Annotated in this window: 22 protein-coding genes; 12 read left to right on the plus strand and 10 right to left on the minus strand. The window is 64.1% G+C overall.

Annotated elements, in window-relative coordinates; translation table 11 throughout:
- The first annotated feature begins 109 nt into the window (after positions 1-109).
- On the plus strand, positions 110-1,051 hold the full coding sequence (locus LDZ23_RS23425; RefSeq protein ID WP_008348968.1) for a LysR family transcriptional regulator: 942 nt from the start codon (positions 110-112) through the stop codon (positions 1,049-1,051).
- Positions 1,052-1,119: 68 nt separating this feature from the next.
- Here LDZ23_RS23425 and LDZ23_RS23430 read toward each other — a convergent pair whose 3' ends face one another.
- Positions 1,120-1,422 (minus strand): DUF4148 domain-containing protein, encoded by a 303-nt coding sequence (locus LDZ23_RS23430; protein WP_033536520.1) that lies wholly within the window; start codon positions 1,420-1,422, stop codon positions 1,120-1,122.
- Positions 1,423-1,679: 257 nt separating this feature from the next.
- Here LDZ23_RS23430 and LDZ23_RS23435 point away from each other — a divergent pair, with 257 nt between their 5' ends.
- Positions 1,680-2,915, plus strand: a complete 1,236-nt coding sequence (locus LDZ23_RS23435) for an NAD(P)/FAD-dependent oxidoreductase (protein ID WP_244808233.1) — start codon at positions 1,680-1,682, stop codon at positions 2,913-2,915.
- 7 nt (positions 2,916-2,922) lie between these two features.
- Here LDZ23_RS23435 and LDZ23_RS23440 read toward each other — a convergent pair whose 3' ends face one another.
- Together LDZ23_RS23440 and LDZ23_RS23445 are read right to left on the minus strand one after the other, a co-directional pair.
- Positions 2,923-3,819, minus strand: a complete 897-nt coding sequence (locus LDZ23_RS23440) for a fructose bisphosphate aldolase (RefSeq protein WP_008348976.1) — start codon at positions 3,817-3,819, stop codon at positions 2,923-2,925.
- Between the two features lie 174 nt (positions 3,820-3,993).
- A complete protein-coding gene (locus LDZ23_RS23445) occupies positions 3,994-4,392 on the minus strand; it encodes a hypothetical protein (RefSeq protein ID WP_008348978.1) in 399 nt (132 codons plus the stop codon).
- 305 nt (positions 4,393-4,697) lie between these two features.
- On the opposite strand from LDZ23_RS23445, the gene dacB reads away from it, so the two are divergent.
- Positions 4,698-6,350 carry a D-alanyl-D-alanine carboxypeptidase/D-alanyl-D-alanine endopeptidase gene (gene dacB / locus LDZ23_RS23450; RefSeq protein WP_051079021.1) on the plus strand — a complete coding sequence of 551 codons (1,653 nt, stop codon included), beginning with the start codon at positions 4,698-4,700 and terminating at the stop codon, positions 6,348-6,350.
- 12 nt (positions 6,351-6,362) lie between these two features.
- On the opposite strand, the gene LDZ23_RS23455 is transcribed toward dacB, so the two are convergent.
- Positions 6,363-7,232, minus strand: a complete 870-nt coding sequence (locus tag LDZ23_RS23455; RefSeq protein ID WP_008348981.1) for an alpha/beta fold hydrolase — start codon at positions 7,230-7,232, stop codon at positions 6,363-6,365.
- Positions 7,233-7,336: 104 nt separating this feature from the next.
- Between LDZ23_RS23455 and LDZ23_RS23460 the strand changes: the two genes are divergently transcribed.
- On the plus strand, positions 7,337-8,185 hold the full coding sequence (locus LDZ23_RS23460; protein WP_008348983.1) for a LysR substrate-binding domain-containing protein: 849 nt from the start codon (positions 7,337-7,339) through the stop codon (positions 8,183-8,185).
- Here LDZ23_RS23460 and LDZ23_RS23465 read toward each other — a convergent pair.
- From LDZ23_RS23465 to LDZ23_RS23475, 3 genes are all read right to left on the minus strand, one after another.
- The gene (locus tag LDZ23_RS23465) at positions 8,163-9,224 is read right to left on the minus strand and encodes a phytoene/squalene synthase family protein (protein WP_008348985.1); all 1,062 of its coding nucleotides are present in this window, start codon (positions 9,222-9,224) and stop codon (positions 8,163-8,165) included. The two genes, LDZ23_RS23460 and LDZ23_RS23465, sit on opposite strands and share 23 nt — an antisense overlap.
- A 92-nt stretch (positions 9,225-9,316) precedes the next feature.
- A complete protein-coding gene (locus tag LDZ23_RS23470; protein WP_008348988.1) occupies positions 9,317-10,033 on the minus strand; it encodes a DUF899 family protein in 717 nt (238 codons plus the stop codon).
- 27 nt (positions 10,034-10,060) lie between these two features.
- Positions 10,061-10,720: a glutathione S-transferase family protein gene (locus LDZ23_RS23475; RefSeq protein WP_008348990.1), complete on the minus strand. Its 660-nt coding sequence runs from the start codon at positions 10,718-10,720 to the stop codon at positions 10,061-10,063.
- Positions 10,721-10,946: 226 nt separating this feature from the next.
- Between LDZ23_RS23475 and LDZ23_RS23480 the strand changes: the two genes are divergently transcribed.
- Entirely contained in the window at positions 10,947-11,450 is a 504-nt protein-coding gene (locus LDZ23_RS23480; protein ID WP_008348992.1) for a response regulator, read from the plus strand.
- Here the strand turns inward: LDZ23_RS23480 and LDZ23_RS23485 are convergent.
- Both LDZ23_RS23485 and LDZ23_RS23490 read right to left on the minus strand, forming a co-directional pair.
- Positions 11,425-11,784, minus strand: a complete 360-nt coding sequence (locus LDZ23_RS23485) for a hypothetical protein (RefSeq protein ID WP_144403726.1) — start codon at positions 11,782-11,784, stop codon at positions 11,425-11,427. The genes LDZ23_RS23480 and LDZ23_RS23485 overlap by 26 nt on opposite strands.
- A gap of 77 nt (positions 11,785-11,861) precedes the next feature.
- On the minus strand, positions 11,862-12,140 hold the full coding sequence (locus tag LDZ23_RS23490) for a hypothetical protein (RefSeq protein ID WP_008348996.1): 279 nt from the start codon (positions 12,138-12,140) through the stop codon (positions 11,862-11,864).
- 133 nt (positions 12,141-12,273) lie between these two features.
- Here LDZ23_RS23490 and LDZ23_RS23495 point away from each other — a divergent pair, with 133 nt between their 5' ends.
- From LDZ23_RS23495 to LDZ23_RS23510, 4 genes are read left to right on the plus strand one after another with little or no spacing between them, the layout of a single operon-like run.
- Complete coding sequence (locus LDZ23_RS23495) at positions 12,274-13,113, plus strand: ABC transporter permease subunit (protein WP_008348998.1); 840 nt, start codon at positions 12,274-12,276, stop codon at positions 13,111-13,113.
- A complete protein-coding gene (locus tag LDZ23_RS23500) occupies positions 13,110-13,826 on the plus strand; it encodes an ABC transporter ATP-binding protein (RefSeq protein WP_008349001.1) in 717 nt (238 codons plus the stop codon). Before LDZ23_RS23495 ends, LDZ23_RS23500 begins: the two co-directional genes overlap by 4 nt.
- Positions 13,827-13,856: 30 nt before the next feature.
- Positions 13,857-14,861, plus strand: coding sequence for an NrtA/SsuA/CpmA family ABC transporter substrate-binding protein (locus LDZ23_RS23505; RefSeq protein ID WP_033536495.1), 1,005 nt, complete (start codon positions 13,857-13,859; stop codon positions 14,859-14,861).
- A gap of 16 nt (positions 14,862-14,877) precedes the next feature.
- Complete coding sequence (locus LDZ23_RS23510; RefSeq protein ID WP_008349004.1) at positions 14,878-16,119, plus strand: acyl-CoA dehydrogenase family protein; 1,242 nt, start codon at positions 14,878-14,880, stop codon at positions 16,117-16,119.
- Positions 16,120-16,166: 47 nt separating this feature from the next.
- On the opposite strand, the gene LDZ23_RS23515 is transcribed toward LDZ23_RS23510, so the two are convergent.
- Positions 16,167-17,222: an LLM class flavin-dependent oxidoreductase gene (locus LDZ23_RS23515; RefSeq protein WP_008349006.1), complete on the minus strand. Its 1,056-nt coding sequence runs from the start codon at positions 17,220-17,222 to the stop codon at positions 16,167-16,169.
- Between the two features lie 277 nt (positions 17,223-17,499).
- Here LDZ23_RS23515 and tauA point away from each other — a divergent pair, with 277 nt between their 5' ends.
- The 3 genes from tauA to LDZ23_RS23530 are packed head-to-tail and all read left to right on the plus strand — an operon-like array spanning position 17,500 to position 20,176.
- Positions 17,500-18,528 (plus strand): taurine ABC transporter substrate-binding protein, encoded by a 1,029-nt coding sequence (tauA, locus tag LDZ23_RS23520; protein WP_008349008.1) that lies wholly within the window; start codon positions 17,500-17,502, stop codon positions 18,526-18,528.
- Positions 18,525-19,304 carry a taurine ABC transporter ATP-binding protein gene (locus LDZ23_RS23525; protein WP_008349010.1) on the plus strand — a complete coding sequence of 260 codons (780 nt, stop codon included), beginning with the start codon at positions 18,525-18,527 and terminating at the stop codon, positions 19,302-19,304. Before tauA ends, LDZ23_RS23525 begins: the two co-directional genes overlap by 4 nt.
- On the plus strand, positions 19,301-20,176 hold the full coding sequence (locus LDZ23_RS23530) for an ABC transporter permease subunit (protein WP_008349012.1): 876 nt from the start codon (positions 19,301-19,303) through the stop codon (positions 20,174-20,176). Before LDZ23_RS23525 ends, LDZ23_RS23530 begins: the two co-directional genes overlap by 4 nt.
- The last annotated feature ends 85 nt before the right edge of the window (positions 20,177-20,261 follow it).

Below are 20,261 nucleotides of genomic sequence, written 5' to 3' on the forward strand. Positions count from 1 at the left end.
TCTCCTCTCACGGGACTGGTTTGGCAATTGACACAGTGTAGGAAGCGATGCGCCCCTTGCAAAGACGCTATGATTGAACTCATTGTTTATATTGGCAAACAATCGGTTGATGGACGAGCAAAAGATCGAAGGTCTGTGGACCCATTTGCACTGGCTCACCGTGCTTGCGGAACAAGGCAGCTACACGGCCGCCGCCGCGCGGCTGAACGTATCGAAAGCGGCGATGAGCCAGCGCATCGCCGAACTGGAGCGCGCGGCGGGCGTGCCGCTCGTCACGCGCACGACGCGCAGCGTGCGTTTCACCGAAGCGGGCCGCAGGCTCGTCGACGATACGCGCGAGCAGTACGAGCGCATCGCATCGAGCTTCATGAGCGTCAAGGAGATGGCGGGCGTCGCGCGCGGGCTCATCCGCGTAACCGCGCCGATGGCCTTTTCGCGGCAGCAGCTCGTGCCGCGCATGGCCGGATTTCTGCACGCGCACCCCGATGTGCGGGTGCAACTGGAGGCATCGGACCGGTTGAGTTCGATCGCGACCGAAGGCTTCGATCTCGCGCTGCGGCACAGCGCGCAGGTGCCGGATACGCACGTCGCGTGGAAGCTGTGCGATACCCGTTCGGTGATCGTCGCGACACGCGCCTATCTGAAGCGGCGCGGCACGCCGGCGACGCCCAACGATCTCGTCACGCACGATTGCCTCGTCTATCCGCGGCCGCAGGCATCGAGCATCTGGTCGTTCGAAAGGAAAGGCGGGCGCAAGACTTCGACCGGGCCTCATACGCTCGCGGTGAGCGGTCCTTTCGCGGCGAACAACAGCGAAGTGCTGCGCGATGCAGCGCTCGACGATCTCGGCATCGCGCTCTTGCCGGATTTCACCGCGCAGGCCGCCGTGCAAGCGGGAAAGCTCGTCGTGCTGTTGCCGGAGTGGCATCCGGTCGGCGCGTTCGCGGATCAGCTATTCGTGGTGCGGCCTTATGCGCCGCATGTGCCACGCGCGGTCGCGCTTTTCATCGGATATTTGCGCGAGACGTTCGCAGGCGGCTTTCCGCTCTAGAACGAAAAAACGCGCCGGTCCGAGACCAGCGCGTTTCGTGATGCGGCTTGCGGCTTGCTGCTTGCTGCTCAGTGATGCGCGAACGTCGGGAAAACGTCGGCTTGAACCGCGTTGACGCGAGCGCCCGATTGCGCTGAACCATCCGCCACACCGCCATATCCGTTTTGCGCGGCGACGCGCGCTTCGGCAGCTTGAACGTCGGCGGGATACTTCGAATCGCTGATGACGTTCGGGTTATAACCGGCCTTTTCCAATTGCACGATTTGCTCGCGGACTTCGGCGCGCGTCAAGGGCTGATTCGACTGCGCGAACGATGCGACCGGCGCGGCAAAAGCAAGAGCGACCGCTGCGATACCGATGAACTTGTTCATGATGCTTTCCTCCATCCATAAGTTTTGAGTTGCCGCTCACGCTGCCTTGTTTGCTTCGTGCGCGACCGTTGAACAGAGTTTAGGTATCGCACGCCCTAGGGTAAATACCTAAACGGCGAAATCACTTTTGGCGAAAACCCGACTAATACGGGCACGCGCGATGAGAACCAACGCCTTGCGAATCGCCTATAACCAAGAACGGAGCGCCGCTCTACGCGACGCATAGCACGAACGATCGTTTAATCAGGGGAATGGCCTTGAAACGAATCCTTGTGATTGGCGCGGGTTTCGCCGGTCTGTGGAGCGCGCTGTCGGCGGCGCGCAAGCTGGACGAACTCGGGCACGCCGACGAAGCGGAAGTCGCCATCGTCAATCCGGTGCCTTTTCATAGCGTGCGGGTGCGCAACTACGAACAGCCGCTCGACCCGACGCTCGTGCAACTCGATACCGTGCTCGGGCCCGCGGGCGTGCAACTGATTCAGGCGAAGGCGACGAGCCTCGACAGCGCGAATCGCCGTGTGACGATCGAACGCGACGGAGCATCGGAGACGCTCGACTACGACCGGATGATCCTCGCGGCAGGCAGCGTGCTCGTGCGTCCGCCGATTCCGGGCCTCGATCGCTATTCATTCGATGTCGACACCTACGCGGGCGCGTGCAAGCTGCAGGCGCATCTGCTGACCTTGCCCGCGCTGCCCGACACGCCCGGCCGCTATACGGCGGTCGTGGTCGGCGCGGGACTGACGGGCATCGAGTTGGCGGCGGAATTGCCCGCGCGCCTGCGCGAGATCGTCGCGGAAAAGGATCGCGGCAAGGTGCGCGTCGTGCTCGCGGATCGTTCGGCGCGGATCGCGCAATCGATGGGCGGCGCGCAGCATGTCATCGAAGGCGCGTTGCAGACGCTCGAAGTCGAGATGCGGCCAGGCGTGACGCTCGAAGCGGTCGATGGCCAAGGTCTCACGCTCCACGATGGCGCGGCGAGCGAGCGCATCGAAGCGGCGACGGTCGTCTGGTGCGGCGGCATGCACGCGAACGCGCTCGCGGCACAATTGCCGGTCACGCTGGACCCGCTCGGACGCGTGCCCGTCGATACGTTTCTGCGCGCGGAAGGCGTGCCGGGCGTGTTCGCGGCGGGCGATTGCGCGCGCATATTGATCGACGGCACGCGGCCATCGGTGATGTCGTGCCAGCATGGCCGGCCGATGGGACGTTACGCGGGCAACAACGCCGTCTGCGATCTATTCGGGCTGGAGATGCTGCCGCTGTCGATCGACTGGTACACGACCATCTGCGATCTCGGGCCGTGGGGCGCGGTGTATACGGAAGGATGGGACAGAAAGCTCGTCTCGGAAGGAGAGACGGCGAAGGCGACGAAGCGCACGATCAACGGCGAGCGCATCTATCCGCCGAAAAGCGGCACGCGCGAGGACATTTTTCGGGCGGCGGCGCCCGTCGTGCAAACGCCGCCGCCTACCGAACGCGCCAACAAGTAACGAAGCGTCAGACCTTCTTCACGGACGCTTCGTAGATCTCGTCGATCGACTGCTCGAGCGTCTTGTCGAACTCGCTGTCGCTCATGTCCTTCTTCAGCTCGTTGATGAGCGCGCGCGAGAAGCTCGCGATCATGCCGTGGTTCTGCGCGAGCTTCTTGCACGCGTCGCTGCGCGTATAGCCGCCCGACAGCGCGACGACACGCACGACACGCGGATGCTCGATCAGCGGACGATAGAAATCCGCCTCGTCGGGGATGGTCAGCTTGATCATCACGTTGCTCGATTCCGGCAGCGCGTCGAGGCCCTTCAGCAATTCGTCGCGCAGAATCTTTTCCGCGCCTTTCTTGTCCGGGCTCTTGATCGAGACTTCGGGTTCGAGAATCGGCACGAGACCGTGCTTGATGATCTGCGCGCCCACTTCGAACTGCTGCTTCGCCACGGCGGCGATGCCCTTTTCGTCGGCTTGATGGATCACCGAGCGCATCTTCGTGCCGAAGATGCCGAGCTTCACGGCGCGCGCCAGAAGATCGTCGAGACCGGGGATCGGCTTCATGATCTGCACGCCGTCGGCTTCGGCTTCGAGACCCTTGTCGACCTTCAGGAACGGCACGACGCCGCGGTCTTCCCACAGGAACGTGGGAACGGGCTTGCCTTCCGCTTCGCCGTCCATCGTGCGCTCGAACAGAATCGCGCCGATCACCTTCTTGCCCGTGAACGAAGGCGCCGTGATGATACGCACGCGCATTTCATGCATCAGCTTGAACATTTCGGCGTCGCCGTTGTAGGCGTCGTCCGGAATTCCGTATTGCCGCAGCGCGCCGGGCGTCGATCCGCCGCTCTGATCCAGAGCAGCGATGAAACCATCCTTCTCAGCCATTTGCGCGAGCATCTTTTCGTTAGCCACGAACATTTCCTCCTCGAAGTTCAAACACCGGACTTGTGCGCGCACAGTCCGGGCTTATGGTTCAGCTTCTGCAAGTGTAAAGGTTTTGACGGGCGCTCAAGTCGTGCAAATCCGCCATTTGCGCGCAAATGGAGTGATGTCGTGCGCTGGCGCACGGCCCGCGACAAGAAAACTTCAGGAAGGAGCGGAATTGAGGCCGCCCGCGTTGCCGGATCGCCAGACGATGCCGAGGGCGCGCTTGAAGAGCGATGGCGCGCCCGTGAAGTCGCCGGCTTGCGGCAGTTGCGCATGATCGTTCGATGCTTCCGATGCAGCTTCGATCGCCTCCGGTTCGGGAACGGGCTCCGGAACCGGCGCGAGCTTTTCGCGCGCGTCGCCGCAACGCTGGTTCAGCACGCGGCGCATGTCGGGGTCGTCGATCAGCGCTTGCGCGGTCGCCATGCCGCGCTCGAATTGCAGCGCATAGGCGATATCGGTGAAATCTTCGTAGCGGCCGCTATCGGCCAGCTCGTACGCCAGTTCGAGCGTGCGCCGGCGTTTCCATGCATCGAGATCGTCGTGGGCCGTGCTCAAGGTGTCCTCTTCTTCGCGATGAGGTGCCGAAGATGTTAGCCCGCGCCAAACTTTTTTCCGTTGTCGCGTCACAACAAGCAGACGAAAAGCATTCACGATTTCAAACAAAAACCGCTTGCCTGAAGCACTGGATTCGCGATAGTCCTCGCTTGACAAGGCTCGTGTAAGGTATTTAATTCACTCACCCGCCTCGCTGCGAAATGATGGGCGGCCGCCGACATGTCCTGTCTGCGCTGTGAAGCAGTCCCGACGTATGGATGTTCGCTCCGGTGCGGAGCGCGATGTGCCTTTATCGGAGCCGCGTCATGAACCCGCTTTCAGGAAGTCCGGCACGCGTGGCCGCTCTCGCTCTCGGCTGCGCGCTCGTCACGTCTTTAACCGGATGCGGCGGCTCCGATTCCACCGATACGTCCGCCCCCGACGCCATCACGCAGATCATGAAAAAGCCCATGTATCAGGGCGCGACGTGGGCATTGCGCGTCGTCGATCTGAACTCGGGCGATCTCGTCTACGACATGAATTCGAACGCGCAGGTGTATGTGGCGTCGGTGCGCAAGGTGTTTTCGCTCGGCGCGGCGCTCGATCAATACGGGGCGCAGCATCAGTTTCAGACGCCGGTGTATCGCACGGGAACCGTCGATGCGGCCGGCACGCTCAACGGCAATCTCGTGCTCGTCGCGAGCGGCGATCTCTCGATGGGCGGCCGCACGAACGCCGACGGCACGCTCGCCTGGACCAACTTCGACCACAACGAAGCGAACAATCTCGGCAACGCGCAGATCACCGCGCCCGATCCGCTCGCGGGCTACGACGCGCTCGCGGCGCAGGTGGCGGCAGCGGGCATCAAGAAGGTCAACGGCGAAGTCGTCATCGACGATCGGCTTTTCGAACCCTTCGACTTTCGCGGCGAATTTCAATTGCGGTCGATCTTCGTGAATGACGATGTCGTCGATACGATCATCTCGCAGGGCAGCGCCGGCTCGGCGACGCCGGTGGACTATCGGCCGAAATCATCGGCGTTCACGGTGCAATCCACGTTGATGACAGCGGCGGCGGGCACCGAGGCGAAAATCACCGTCACGCCGACGGACCCGACCTGCTTCGGCTCGCTTGCCTGCACCGGCACGATCGGCGGTTCGATTCCGGCGAATTACGTGCCGCCGATCGTGCCGAATTTCCCGGTCATCCGCACGTTCCGCATCACCGCGCCGCAGAACTATGCGCGCACGGTGCTCATCGAGGCGCTCGCGCGCGCCGGCGTGAGGGTCACGGCGCCGGCTGTCGAAAACAACCCGACGCAACTTCTGCCCGCGAAGAATTCATATTCCGCCGATACGCGCGTCGCGCAGCTCACATCGCAGCCGTACAGCGAATATTCGAAGTGGATTCTGAAGGTCAGCTACAACATCGGCGCGGACACGAGCCTCATGCTCTTCGGCGTCGCGAACAACGGTTCGACCACGCTTCAGTCGGCGCTCGCGGCGGAGAACGCGAAGCTATCCGCCGCGCCGTTCAACGTGCCGATGAGCCAGACGCATTTCATCGACGGCAGCGGTGGCGGCGAAACGACGGCGACGCCGGTCGCGGTCATCGCGATGTTGCGCGCGATGAACGGCCGTCCGGCGTTCCCGGCGTATCTGGATTCGATGCCCTTTCTCGGCGTCGACGGCTCGCTCGCGAGCACGACCGACTTCGAAGCCGATCCGACGCTCGCGGGCGCGAAAGGCAAGGTGTACGCGAAGACGGGAACGTACGTGACCGGCACCGAAAACCCCGACGGCACCGCGACGACCACGCTCAAAGGTCAGGCGCTCGCGGGTTATATCGACGCGAAAAGCGGACGAAGGCTCGCGTTCGCGCTGATCGTGAACAACGTGCCGATCAGCGACGTGCCCGACATCATCAACGTGTTCAACGACGAAGGCACGATCGCGGCGAACATCTGGAAGCTGCAGTGAGCCGCTTTCGGCTCACCATGCGCCGGCGAACGCCAGCACCGCGCGATTGAACGCGCCGGGACTCGCGACGTTCATGCCGTGCGATGCGCGCGCGATCGTCTGACGCTCCGCGAACTCGATCCACTCTTCGAGCTTCTCGACGTTGTTGCGGAACATGCGCGGGCTTTTCTCGCCGTCGATCAGCAGCGTGCGGCACTTGATGTCGCGCGCCGCTTCGCGCGTGTATGCGGGCAGCGGATCGCGGAATTGCTTCGGCAGCGTGAGCGCGTTATCCAGCGCCATGCGACGGAAGCTCTCCGTGCTCTTCTTCCAAAAGCCCGGCATGCTGACCGAATCCACGAACATTTCGAGGCCGCGGTCGAATTCGCCCTGTTCGATCAGCTCGGCCACGCGCGTGCGCAGCGCGTTGGTCGCGGGCGGCAGCGTGGCGGGCGTGGCCTGCGGCGAGGTTTGCAGCGGACCGCCCGGATCGGCGAGCGTGAGCGTCTTCACGAGCCGTGGATACTCGCGCGCCAGATGAAACGCGACGCAGCCGCCGCGCGAATGCCCGACGAGATGCACAGGCGCGAGATCGAGCGCCTCGATGAACTCCGCCATTTCCGCGACATGCGCTTCCCAGCCGAATTCGCCTTGCACGAAAGCATCGACGGCGGGCCAGTAATGCGACAGGCTCGGCGCGATCACGCGGAAATGCTTCGCGAGCGGCAAAATCTGCGCGTCCCAGTAGCGGTAATCGCACAGCGAGCCATGCACGAGAACGAGCGGCTCGCCCTCGCCGCACTCGATATACGGCACGGAAATGCCCGATTTCGTCGTGGCAAACGACGGTTCAGGCAGACCTTGCACGGCAGTGAGGACGGAGAGATCGGTTCGCGCGTTCATGAGTTAGCTCCTTGGATGCGACTATGCGCCGCGGCGAAGCAAAAGAAAAACGCATAATTTTGATAGAATCGTTCAGAATTTCTGATAGCAACCGGTCGCTCACCATGAAAGCGCTCGATCTGGACGTCCTTTCGATGATCATCGCCGTCGCGGATACCGGCAACATCAGCCGCGCGGCGGAGCTCGTGCATCGCTCGCAGTCGGCGGTCAGCATGCAGATCAAGACGCTGGAAACCGCGCTGGGCAAGGCGCTGTTCGTGCGCAAGCCGCGCAGCGTGGTGCCGACGCAGGACGGCGAAGTGCTCCTCACCTACGCGCGGCGCATGATCGCGCTGCGCGACGAGGCATGGGCGGCGGTCGTACGGCCGGACGTGACGGGACGCGTGGTGATCGGCGTGCCGGACGATTACGCGTCGTCGCTTTTTCCGCCGATCCTCAAGAAATTCTCGGCGACGTATCCGAAAGTCGAGATTCAGGTGGTCGGCCTGCCGAGCGTCGCGCTCGCGCCGATGGTGAAAGACGGCTCGGTCGATCTTGTCTGCGCGACGCGCGTGAAGGGTTTGTCGGGCGAATTTCTCCGCCACGAGCCGATGGTCTGGGCCGCCGCGCCCGGCACCGAGATCTGGAAGGAGCGGCCCTTGCCCATCGCCGTGTTTTTGCCGGGCAGCGTCGCGCGCGAAAACGCGATCCGCAGCCTGGAGCGCGCGCGCATCGGCTATCGCACGTCGTATGAAAGTCCGAGCCTGCTCGGTCTGCTGACGATGGCCGAAGCCGGTCTCGCCGTGACGCCGCTCGCGAAATGCGCGGTGCCGGCGCATTTCACGCTGCTCGGGCCGGCGCAAGGCCTGCCCGATATTGGCACGCTCGAAGTGGTTCTGGCGCGCAGCGCGGCGTCGAAACGGCCGCCGTGCGACTTTCTCGCCGAACGCATCATGGCCGAGTTGCGGCGCTGATCTCGGCTTGGATTGCCTGAACACGGCGCGCGGTCCACGCGCGCAACATGCCGTTCGATACGACCATCGGCAACGACGCCGCCATGATCCGGTACACGTCGTTGCGGCGCACCTTCGAGACCTTCCGCGGATCGAGCCACGCTTCGTTGCGCGCGAGCAGGACGAGCGTATCGAGGCCGATCATGATCGGCCAGAGACACGCGAGACGCAGACGGATCGCGCTCGCCGGAATCGCGAGCGTGTAATCGACGGCGTCTTCAAACAGCGCGAGCGACGTGCGCAGCAATTCGAAAAGCACGGGCCGCGCGCGCGCCGACGTTTCGGGCCGCAACACATCTTGCGGCGTGAGGCCATGCCGCGCGAGCATCGATTCGGGCAGATAGCATCGGCCGATGCGCAAATCCTTCGCGCAGTCGCGCAGCACGTTGGTCATCTGCAGCGCCTTGCCGAAGCGCACGCCGAGCGCGAGCATCGTGTCGGGCGCGGCTTTCAGCGTGCCGGGCATATGCGCGTACGTCATCTTCGTCCAGAATTCGCCGACGCAACCCGCGACGAGATACGTATAGCGATCCAGTTCGCCGAATTCCCGCAACGCGACGATCTCGCCCGATGTTTCGTCGGGAAACGTGCGCAGATCGAACTCCATGCCGGTGGAAAGCGTCGTGACGATGTCGCGCACGGCGGCCCGGTCGTCGGCGTTCAATTGCGGCAGGATCGCGAGCGCCGCATCGAGCGATTCGAGCAGCGCGCGTTCGTCCGGCTGCGCCTGCTGCCCCGCGACCTCACCCGCGATGCGCGCGAGCGCGCCGTCGTCGGGCGCACCGTTGATTTGCGCGCGCAGCGAGAGCAGCAATTCCAGCCGACGCTGCGGCGAAATCAGCGATGTATCCGCGATCGTATCGGCGGCGCGCGCAAGCAGATACGCGAGCCCGATGGGGTCGCGCATGCCCGCCGGCAAAATGCGCAGCGTGAGATAAAACGACCGCGACACGCTCTTGAGAAGCGGGCCCAGCAGGAAGGCCCGGGGCGAATTGTTCATGACTTGGATCGGATGACTCGGCCGGAAGCGCGTTGGAAAGCGCGCCGCGGCATTGTATCCGTCCTCGTCGATTTCCTCCGGCAGCGACCGGCTCAGTCACGCGGCCCGTAATCCAGCTTCGGATACCAGTTCGTCCCGCGTCCCTCGGGCGTCATGTCGAACACGGTCCAGAGCGGCATCAGATCGGGCGCGCCGCGCGGATCCTCGTTCGGATCGGCGGTCGAAAAATCCATCTCGCCGCTCCAGAAATGACGGATCACGCCGTCACGCCGCGTGAAGACGTTGAGCGCGGGATCGTCGCCGCCTTCCTTCGATATCGCGTGATAGTCGCGGCTGAAATTGCCGTTCGTATCGGAGAAAAGCCGCAGGTCGCGCCAGCCGCGCTCCTTCTTGAACGCGACGAGTTTCGCGAGCGGCGAACGCGCGATCACCGCGAGCGCCACGCGCTGCTCGATATCGCGCGCCTCGCCGTCCCACGCCGACAAGAGCGACGTGCACATCGGACACGGCCGCTCGCGCTGCGGCCCGAACATGTAGCTATACGTGACGAGCGTGTCCTTGTCGCCGAAGAGCCCGGCGAAATCAACCGCGCCACGCTCGCCGTCGAATCGATAATCGCCCGTCACTTCGCCGCCGGGCGGCAACGCGCGACGCATCTGCGCGACGCGCTCGATATGCCGGCGCAAGTCGATTTCCTCGGCCAGCAACGCGGTGCGCGCCCGGCGATATTCGGCGCTTTCGTTGGGAAATCTCATCGTCGCGCGCTGCGCGAGTTCATCGGCGGGAATGTAGTTCGTGGTCGTGCTCATATCCGATCTCCTTTCAGAATGGGCGATTCAGTCGCGGTCCGGCGCGCCGAGCGGAAACAGCGACCGGTAAGGCCGCGCTTCGTCGACGGCGCGCGCGAACGACGGCCGCGCGAGCAGCCGCTTGCGATACGCGATCACGTTCGAATACCGCTCCGCGATGCGATGACACCAGTCCGCATAGAACAGGAACGGCGCGGCGCCGCAATCCGCGAGGCTGAACGCGTCGCCCGCCGCCCATTCGCGCGCGGACATCTTGCGATCGAGAAACGCGTACGACGTGTCGAGCATCGCGCGGGCATCGGCGACGCCGCGCGCGTCGCGCTCGTGCGGATCGCGCATCGCGTCGAAAACGATCTTCTGCTGCGGCGTGGACACGTAGTTGTCGAAGAAACGATCCATCCAGCGCGTTTCGAGCGCGGCGCGCGGATCGTCGGGAACGAGGCGCACCGGGCCGGCGTGATACAGCCCGAGATATTCGATGATGACCGTCGATTCGATCACCGGGCTGCCGTCGTCGACGAGCACGGGAAAGCGCTTCATCGGCCAGATTTCGGCGAGTTCGGCCATCGAATGCGGCGTTTCGGGTGTCAGCGCGCGCCATTCGAACGGCGTGCCGTTCTCATACAGCGCCACCAGAACTTTCTGACAGTAAGACGAAAAGGGATGTGCATAGAGTTGCAGGCTCATCGGGCTGTCTCCAGATAGTCGAGCGGATTGCGGACGCGGCGCAGCGATCGCGACATTTGCAGCGCCGGCTACTTCCACGACGAACGGCAGCGCTACGGATCGACCATGAATCGAGAAATTTTGTTGTGCGCCGCAGCGTGAACGCTGCCGATTTGCTAACGTGCGCGCTCGAAGAAATTCCAACCCGGACATCGTGTGCATTGTCCGTCGAGGCCGGTCTAAAAGAATGAAGCGCAAAAGCAAAATCGAGATCGTCTTTGCCGACGATCGCCCCGTCGTTTTATATGGGCTGCAAAGCTGGTTCGAGTCGAGTGACCGGTTTCGGGTGTCGGCGTGCGTCAGGAACGCCGATAAATTGCTCGCGAGGCTGAAGACGACGAGCTACGACGTAATCGTGCTGAGTTGCGGCATGGAAGGCTCGCCGGCTGACGACTTCGCGTTTTTGCGGGAGATGCGCGCGGCGTGTCCGGCTACGCCGGTCGTCGTTTTCACCGACGGAACCAACGCCCACGCGCTCGCCGAGACGCAGCGCGCAGGCGCGGCGGGCCTCGTGAGCTTGCGCGAGGGCGCGGGCGAGTTCGAACGCGTATGCGAGCGCGTGCTTTCCGGCGCGACAGGGATCGTCTCGGCGCGCATCGCCGCTTATCGCGACGCCGCCGTTTCTTCCGATGCCGCGCCCGACTATTGCGGCGAAAGCATGAGCGTCACGCAGTTGACCGTGCGGGTCTGACTGCGGCGACGTTATCCGCCGGTACTTTGGCGATTTCGTGCGGATTCTTGCTCTTCGGGAATCCGACGTCTCGCCCGTCTTCGAATCCCTTTTCGTATGCGCGCTGATCGAGCGACTTGAATAGCGGCTCGATTTCGTCGACGTGCACGCGGATCAGTTCCATGAGCGGCTTGACGAGCGCGGCGCTGTCCTCGGTTTCTTTTGCATGGCTGACGACTTGCACCATTGCGCGCAGCGTTTTTGCTCGTTGAGCGCAGTAGTCGCTCAGCGGCATCGAATACGTGATGACTGCATGACCGTGGTCATTGACCGAGACGTTCATTCTGGATTCCATGGTCACTCTCCATCGGACGTTGTGGGAAGCCACACTGTAGAAGCCTCCCCCCGCCACGGACCACTAGACAATTCCGATCATGCGCGCAGATACGTGGCTACCACCGCGCTCTTGAGCCGATCGAGTGCTTGCTGCCGCCGTTTCAATACCAGAAGAAATTCGACCATCATCAGATCGTGTTTCAGGCGATCGTCCATTATCGAGGCGGCTTCGATCTGTTTAATCAGCGTGTAAATCCGAACCGCGCACTGTTTGTCGCTCAAAAGCGACGTGTCGAGCTCTTGTTGCAGACATTGAATGGCGCTGACGAGGTCATATTGATTCATGCGGCGGGCATAAGCGAAAGAGGTTTGCAAGCGCGTCTCTCGTAGTAAGCAATGCGTATGCCCTAACGCGGTGAAGCGTGAAAAGCAAAGCACAATAAAACGTTTGTTGCGTGCATTCCGAAGCTTTCTAATTACAGGCTCGAATTCACGACGAGCCGACAAGATGGCTGACCTGACATCCACGCGCGACACCTATCGCTCGGGACACGCGTCTCGCGCGCTGATTTCCAAAGACGTGCTCTACCGATGGCTCTCCTGGACCATCCCCGCAATCGTGGTGCTGCTATGGGAAATCGCGGCGCGCCTCGGACTGATCGCGCCGCAGGTCCTCCCGGCACCGAGCAGCGTCTTCGAAACGGCCGTCCACATGGCGCAAAACGGCGAACTCTTCGTGCACCTGGGCGTGTCGCTGCTGCGCGCCGCGGGAGGCTTCGTCATCGGCGGAACGATCGGGCTCGCGCTCGGCATCGCCGTCGGATTCTCGCCGCTCGCGCAAGCGCTCCTCGACCGCTCGATCCAGATGGTGCGCGCCATTCCTTTCCTGGCGATGCTGCCGCTCGTCATCGTCTGGTTCGGCGTCGGCGAAATCGCCAAGATCTTTATGGTCGCGCTCGCGGTGCTCTTCCCGATCTACATCAACACGATGCTCGGCATTCGCCAGATCGATTCGAAACTGATGGAACTCGCCCGCGTGATCGGCCTGAACCGAACGGCGATCGTGCGACGAATCATCCTTCCCGGCGCAATGCCGTCGATCCTCACCGGCGTGCGTTACGCGCTCGCCCACGCGTGGCTCGCGCTCGTCATCGCCGAGACGCTGGCCACGACGAAAGGCATCGGGTTCCTCGCGATGGACGCCCGCGAATTCCTGAACACCAACGTCATTCTGCTCACCATCATCATCTACGCGATCATCGGCGTCGTCGCGGATGCGCTCGTGCGCCTGCTCGAAGCCCGCTATCTCTCGTGGCACGCGAACTACGCGAAAGGGGCGCGCACATGACGGCCATCGTTACGCGCCGCGACGCGCGCGTCGGTTCGCCGGCGCTGGCGGTGTCCGTGCGCGGACTGCAAAGACGCTATGGCAGCCGCGTCGTCATCGATGCACTGGACCTCGATATTCGCAAAGGCGAATTCGTCGCGCTGCTCGGCGAAAGCGGATGCGGCAAGACAACGCTGCTACGCGCGCTCGCGGGGCTCGATTCCCCCGACGCCGGGTCGATCCGCGCGCCGGAACGTCCGTCCGTCGTGTTTCAGGAGCATCGCCTGCTGCCCTGGTCGACGTTATGGCAGAACGTCGCGCTCGGCTACGAGAATACGATTGGCCGGACGGGCGCGGCGCGCGCGCTGGCCGAAGTCGGACTCGCCGGCCGCGAGGACGACTGGCCGCGCAATCTGTCAGGCGGTCAGGCGCAGCGCGTGGCGCTGGCGCGGGCGCTCATCCACGATCCCGCGCTGCTGCTGCTCGACGAGCCGTTCGCCGCGCTGGATGCGCTCACGCGCATCCGCATGCACGGTCTCGTCAAGGAACTCGTCGCGCTGCATCGGCCAGGCGTGCTGATCGTCACGCATGACGTCGACGAAGCGCTCACGCTCGCCGACAGGATTCTCGTCATGCGCGCCGGACGCATCGCGGCGTCATTCGAACCCGGCGAACACGCGCCGCAGGCACTGCGCCCCGCCCTGCTCGCGGAACTCGGCGTCCGGTCTCACTGATCACTTTTCCATAAGACAAGAAGGACGAGCATGAACGACTCATCGCTGAGCCGCCGCCGGTTGCTGCGCGCGGCGGGAGGCCTCCTGGCCGGCGCCGCGACCGGCGGATTGTTCCCGGCACGCGCGGCCGAGCCGCGCAAGCTGACGCGCAACACCGATACGGTCCGCATCGGCTGGGGTTACGGCAGCCTGCCCGACATCGCGAAGCAGCGCGGCGTGTTCGAGAAGACGCTCGCCGCGAAAGGCATCAAGGTCGAATGGGTCGGCCCTTTCCCGAACCATGCGCCTTCGATACAGGCCGTGGTCGGCGGCAGCGCCGACTTCGGATTCTGGGGATCGACGACTCCCGCACTCGCCGCGATGCTCGCCGGCTCGCCGATCGTCTTCACCGCGTTCGACATCTATTCGCCGCGCTCGACGGCCATCATCGCGAAGAAGTCGAGCGGCATCGAATCCGTCGCCGATCTCGCGGGCCGCAAGGTCGCCGTCAACCGGTCGGGGCTTGGCGAATTCCTGTTGATCGCCGCGCTGGAGAAGCATCGCGTCGATCGCGACAAGGTCCAGTTCGTCTATCTGAATCCGCCCGACGCGGCGCCCGCCTTCGCGCAAGGCAAAGTCGACGCTTGGTCGATGTGGTCGCCCGGCGTCGACATCTCGCGCTTCTCGAACGACGCGAAAGACATCTTCAACGAAGGCCGCGATCTGGATTTTCTGATCGATTACAGCTCGCTCGTCACGCGCCGCAAGTTCACCGAGGAGAATTCCGAGCTGATCCGCGCGGTGATCGATGCGTATTACGTGGAAGGCGCGTGGCAGTCGGCGCATTCCGCCGAAGCCGAATTGCTCGTGCAGCGCGAGGGCAAATATCCGGATCAGGTGCGCGACTATCTCGCAAGCCTCAAGCGCGTCAATCAGTTTCACGAGCCCGACGATGCCGCTTTCATCGCGCAATTTCAGCGCGCCGCCGACTGGCTGGCCGAGCGCAAGATCATCAACTCGCGCATCAAGGTCGCGGATTACAGCATCAAGGTGTGAATCGAGGAGCGCACGAATGTCTGACGTCAACTATCCGACGAGCGCCGGACCGACGCTCGTCTCCCCGCTGTCCGCCGCGCTCGGCTTTTCGGAGATCATCGGTGACATCGCCGCGACTGCCGCCGAGCGCGAACGCGGGCACCGGCTGCCGCACGAAGAGATTGCAAAGCTCAAGGCGCTCGGCTTCGGCGCGCTGCGTCTTCCCGTCGATGCAGGCGGAAGCGGCGTTTCGCTGAACGGGCTTTTCATCGTCGCACGCGATCTCGCCGCGGCGGATTCGAACATCGCCCACGCGTTTCGCAATCATCTGTGGCAAGTGGAAGCCGCGCTCCGGAGACGCGAGCAACCGTTCCATACGCGCGTGCTGGAGCTGACCGCGCAGAAGAAGACCATCGGCCTGAGCTTCGTCGACAGCGACGTGGTCGCCGCCGGCGCGCGCCCGACCAAAGTCCTCAGTCGGCTCGAATGGGATGCGTCGCGCGACGTGTACGTCGGCTCCGGCGACAAGATCTACGCGACGGGCAATCTGTATAACGACGCGTTCACCGGCCTCGCCGTGGAAAGCCGCGCGGGCCGCACCGTGCAGTACGTGCTGGAACGCGGCGCGGGCGTCGACGACGACGATGACTGGCAAGGCTTCGGCCAGCGCCTCACAGGTTCGGGAACGGCGCGGTTTCGCGATGTGACGGTTCCAGCCGCGCAGCTTTATCCGCCCGATCCGCCGAAGTCCGATGAAGCCGCGCCCTGGGGCTTTACGTTTCATCAGGTTTATCTCACCAACTGCATCGCGGGCATCGTGCGGCGCGTGGCGCTGGACGCCGTCGACGTGCTGCGCGCGCGGGGACGCAACTTCTATCACGGTGAAGCCGCGCATCCCGTCGATGAACCCGTGCTGCAATCGCTGCTCGGCCGTATCCGCGCGTATTCGGCGAGCGTCGAAGCGATCGCGGATCGCGCGGCCGGCGCGTTGCAGCGCGCATGGGATCGACACGGCACACGCGACGAATACGAGGCGACGCTCGCGGCCACGCTCGCGGCATCGGAAGCCAAGGTCGTGATCGACGATCTCGCCCCGCAGATCGCAAGTTGGCTGATCGATCTCGGCTCGGGCTCCGTCGTGTCGCGCGTCGGCGCGCTGGACCGGCACTGGCGCAACATCAAGGTGATCGCGTCGCACAATCCGCGCGTCTACAAGGAACGCTTTCTCGGACAGAACCTGCTGACCGGGCAATTGCCGCCCACGGGCGCGTTCTTCTGATCGCGCGCGCCGTCCCTTGTCGAAGGCGGACGGGACGGCGCGCTTTCTTAGTCGAGCAGACGTCGCACGCGCGGCACGACTTCGTGCGCGAAGCGGGCCATGTCGGCCTCGAAGGGCTGGAATTGCAGCATGAAGAGTTCGATGCCCGCGCGATGAAAGTCGACGATGCGCCGCGCGACCGTGTCGTAATCGCCGACGAGGTCCGCGGCCGTGCCGCCGTTCGACCCGACGCGCGCCGATCGCGCAAAGGTCTGGTGCATCACCGCGTTCGGATCGGTATTGGCCTTTTGCCGTTCGCGCAGCGGCTTGTCGAGTTCCGCCAGCGCGAACAGATGTTCGAGATGAGCCTGCGCTTCGTCCTGCGTCTCGCGCGCGATCACGAACGCCGACAGGCCGAAGCGCAAAGGCTCGTGCCCCGCCGGGCGCGCGCGGGCGGAGACATCGGCGATCAGGGCCGCAACGTCGTCGTGCGGCTGGCCGTTGATGAACCACACATCGCCATGCGCCGCGACGAGCGAGCGCGCCGGCTCCGACTCGCCGCCGACATAGATGCGCGGACGCGCGCGAAACGGATCGGCGGGCCGTAACTGATAGTCGTCGATCCGGAAGTTGTCGCCGCGATGCTTCACGGCTTCTCCGCGCAGCAACGCATCGACGACCGAGATCCACTCGCGTCCGTACGCATAGCGCTCGTCATGCTCCGCGAAGCCGATGCCCGCGCGCTCCAGCTCCGGACGATTCCACGCATTGACGAGGTTGATCGCGAAGCGTCCGCCGCTGATGTGCTCGATCTGCTGCGCCATCTTCGCGAGCACGACCGGATGATAGAGATAAGGCTTGATCGCCGCGATGATCTCGATGCGCGACGTAAGCGCAGCCAATGCCGCCGATGCCGTCCACGCTTCGAGCTGATCGAGCGAAGGATCGTGCGGATTGATCGTGTGCTGGGCGACGAGCACGGAGTCGTAACCGAGGCGCTCGGCCTCTAGCACGAGCGCCTTGTTGCGCGCCCACGAGGCATCGTAGGGCTCGGCGGGATCCTGCAACGCCGCGCGACTGCCATGCACGAGCGCCCAGACGCCGAAGCGGGGAAGATTGGACATCGCTTGAATGAACCGAAGGACAGGTTGGAGAGGATGCTCATGCTAACGCCGGGGCCGCCCGCGGCGATCCAATTTCTATCGATAAGGAATTATCCATTTGGCATTTGAAGACTCGGGAAACTGTCTTCCTGAGCGCAGTTCTTCCGATAACCATATGACGGCGCACGGCGAATATGCGAAGCACGCGCCGCGTCATTTGCTACGCACGATTGCTTCGTAGCCGCGGCACGCAAAGTGCCTATAGTCGAAGGCTTCACCACATCATTTCGTCCGTTCCATGAAACCTTCGATCCATCGCCGCGCGCTGATCGCCGGCATCGCATCCATCGTTCTCGCTGCTATGGCGCCCGTTCAAGCACACGCCGAAACGCGCGAAGTGGTCATCGGCTATCAGGACATGGTCGTGCCCTGGCGTTATGCGCAGGCGAGCGGCGCCGTCGAGAAAGCCACCGGATACAAGGTCACGTATCGCAAGCTCGGCAGCGGCGCGGATGTCATTCGCGCGCTCGCATCGGGCTCCATTCAGTTGGGCGAAGCCGGCTCCAGCCCGATCGCGGCGGGCTTGTCGCAAGGCGTCGACCTTTCGCTGTTCTGGATTCTCGACAACATCAACGACGCCGAGGCGCTCGTCGCGCGCAACGGCTCGGGCGTAAGCAAGCTCGCGGATCTGAAAGGCAAGACGCTCGGCGTGCCGTATGTGTCGACGTCGCATTTTCATGCGCTCGTCGCCTTGCAACAGGCAGGCGTCGATCCGTCGACGGTGAAGATCGTCAATCTGCGTCCGCCGGAGGTCGCGGCGGCGTGGGAACGCGGCAATATCGACGCGACGTATATCTGGGACCCGGTGCTCGCCAAAGCCAAGCAGAACGGCAAAGTGCTGATCACGTCGGGCGAAGTGGCGAAGGAATCGGGCAAGGCGACCTTCGACGGCTTCGTCGCGTCGCGCAAGTTCGCGCAGGACAATTCGGCGTTCCTGAACGGTTTCGTCAAAGTGCTCGCCGATACCGACGCGCAATACCGCGATCACAAAGCCGACTGGACCGCCGCGTCGAAACAGGTGCAGGCCGTCGCGCAGGAATCCGGCGCGAATCCCGCCGACGTGCCCGCGAGTCTCGCGCTCTACGCCTTCCCGAGCGCGGGCGAGCAGGCGTCGCCGACCTGGCTCGGCGGCGGAGCGCAATCCGGGGCGGCAAAGTCGCTCGCGGCAACCGCTCAGTTCCTCAAACAGCAGGGCACGATTCAGAACGTGCTCGCGGATTACTCCACGGGCGTCGATCCGCGCTTCGTGCAGCAGGCCGCGAAATGACATCGCTTTCCATCCGCAACCTCGGCGTCACGTATGAAGGCGCGAGCACGCCCGCGTTGCAAGGCGTCGACTTGCAGATCGGCAGCGGCGAGTTCGTCGTGGCGCTGGGTGCATCGGGATGCGGCAAGACCACGCTGCTGAATTGTCTCGCGGGTTTCCTGGAGCCGACCGAAGGCGAAGCGTCGCTGAATGGCGAACCGATCGACGGGCCCGGCGCCGAGCGTGGCGTCGTGTTCCAGAAGCATGCGCTGATGCCGTGGCTGAACGTCATCGACAACGTCGCGCTTGGCTTGCGTTTTCGCGGCGTGAAGCGCGACGAGCGCCGCGAGATCGCGCGTCGCACGCTCGCGCTCGTCGGCCTCGCGCAACATGAACACGCGAAGGTCTACGCGCTGTCGGGCGGGATGCAGCAGCGCGTCGGAATTGCGCGCGCGCTCGCGAGCGATCCCGAAGTATTGCTGATGGACGAACCGATGGGCGCGCTCGACGCCCTCACGCGCGAAACCGTGCAGGAACTCGTGCTCGACGTTTGGGCGCGCACCGGAAAGACGGTGTTCTTCATCACGCACAGCGTGGAAGAGGCACTCTTTCTGGCGACGCGCCTCGTGCTGATGACGCCAGGTCCGGGCCGCATCGAAGAGGTGCACGAACTGCCCTTCTCGCGGGACTACGTTCGCAGCCGCGATGCGCGCGCCGTCAAATCGTCGCCCGCGTTCATCGAATGGCGGGAGCGGCTGACGCGCCGCCTGCATCGCACCGAGACGGAGGCGGCGTGAACCGGCCCGCTCACGATGTCCCGCTGCCGAACGCCCCAAGCGCATCGCCAGCCACGCGACGCGTCACCCGCACGAAGCATCGCGCGCGCTATCGCGGGATGCCGGGCGCGGGGCCGACCGCACTGCCCAGCGCGCTGTGCGTCGCGACGCTCGCGGCATTGTGGTGGGCGGCCACGCATTTCCACTGGCTGCCGCCGCTCTTTCTGCCTTCGCCCGAGGCGGTCTGGCAGGCGTTCATCGACGCGTTGCACGGACGGCTTCAGGGCGGATTGCCGCTCTCGGAGCATCTCTTGTGGAGCGCGATCCGCGTGTTCGGCGCGTTCGCGCTCGCGGTTGTCACGGCGGTGCCGGTCGGAGTTCTGATGGGCGTGAGCCGCATCGCGCGCGGCGTGCTCGATCCGCCGCTCGAGTTCTATCGGCCGCTGCCGCCGCTCGCGTATCTACCGCTCGTCGTCATCTACTTTGGTATCGATGAAACCGCGAAGATCGTCGTCATCTGGCTCGCCTGCTTCGCGCCGATCGCGATGGCCGCGCGCGCCGGCGTCAGGAGCGCGACTGCCGAGCAGGTGAACGCCGCGTGGTCGCTCGGCGCGAACTTCGGGCAAGTCGTGCGGTTCGTCGTGCTGCCCGCCGCGCTGCCCGAAATACTGACGGGCCTGCGCATCGCCGTGGGCTTCGGCTGGACCACGCTCGTCGCCGCCGAAATGGTCGCCGCGACCGCCGGCCTGGGCCAGATGGTGCTCAACGCGTCGAGCTTTCTGCGCACCGACGTGGTGGTGATGGGCATCGTGCTGATCGGCGCGATCGCGTGGATTTTCGACTTCGGCATGCGCGCGCTGGAGCAGCGGCTCGTGCCGTGGAAAGGACGCTGAGCCGCAAGGGCCTGGCGTCGCGGCGAACTTGGAATCGGCTGGACTCCTGATCCAGTAAGGGTTCCCTATCCGGCAATAAGGAAAA

The sequence above is a fragment of the Caballeronia zhejiangensis genome, from assembly GCF_022879815.1.
GTDB classification, from domain to species: Bacteria; Pseudomonadota; Gammaproteobacteria; order Burkholderiales; family Burkholderiaceae; genus Caballeronia; species Caballeronia zhejiangensis.